The sequence below is a fragment of the Mesorhizobium sp. BHbdii genome, assembly GCF_053848045.1.
Genome location: NZ_JBSPKX010000074.1, coordinates 1 through 625, shown reverse-complemented (window position 1 = coordinate 625; position 625 = coordinate 1). Strand labels below are relative to the sequence as shown.

The window sequence follows — 625 nt, the reverse complement described above, 5'->3', positions numbered from 1 at the left end:
TGCGTGAAGCGGTGATGGGCGAAATGGAAATAGCGGAACCAGTCGGCCGGCAATGCCAGCGCCAGGCTGCACACCCGCGCCACGACTTCGTTCAACCACAGCGTGTCGAAGGCGGTGCGATGAACCGTCTCGTGCAGCAGCGTGAACAGGAAGACGATCAGGATGCCTTGCGGCAGCATCAGCAGCGGCCAGAATGGTACTTTCGCGGCGATCAGCGATCCGATGATCACAATCGCCCCCCAATGGGCGCCGAGCTGAACGAGACCGGCAGCATCGGACTTGGCGGTCAGGCGACTGCGCTCTTCCGGGGTAAGTGACGCGATGATGTCGCGATGGTCCATCGGTTCGATCCAGGCTTGCAATTTGATGAGACCCACTCTAGCTGGTGAAAAAGCTTTCCAAAAACGACGATTTCTGCGATTTGGATAAGTTCATCTTATCTATCTGGCGATCATGGTCACATCTCCATCGCTCAAAGGACTTCAGGCCTTCGAGGCCGCGGCGCGCACGGGCAGCTTCGCCGCGGCGGCGGAGGAGCTTTCGGTCTCGGCGGCCGCTGTCAGCCAGCTTATCCGCACCGTCGAGGAACAGATGGGGCGCAAGCTGTTTCAACGGGTCAACCGCA

2 protein-coding genes are annotated in these 625 nt (G+C 59.7%); one reads left to right on the top strand and one right to left on the bottom strand.

Annotated elements, in window-relative coordinates:
* Positions 1–341: fatty acid desaturase (locus tag ACWTU8_RS31905; RefSeq protein ID WP_455851264.1), on the bottom strand; the 341-nt coding region annotated here is incomplete at its 3' end.
* A 112-nt stretch (positions 342–453) separates the two neighbouring features.
* Between ACWTU8_RS31905 and ACWTU8_RS31900 the strand changes: the two genes are divergently transcribed.
* Positions 454–625, top strand: a 172-nt coding sequence (locus ACWTU8_RS31900) for a LysR family transcriptional regulator (RefSeq protein ID WP_455851265.1), incomplete at its 3' end; no start/stop codon positions are given.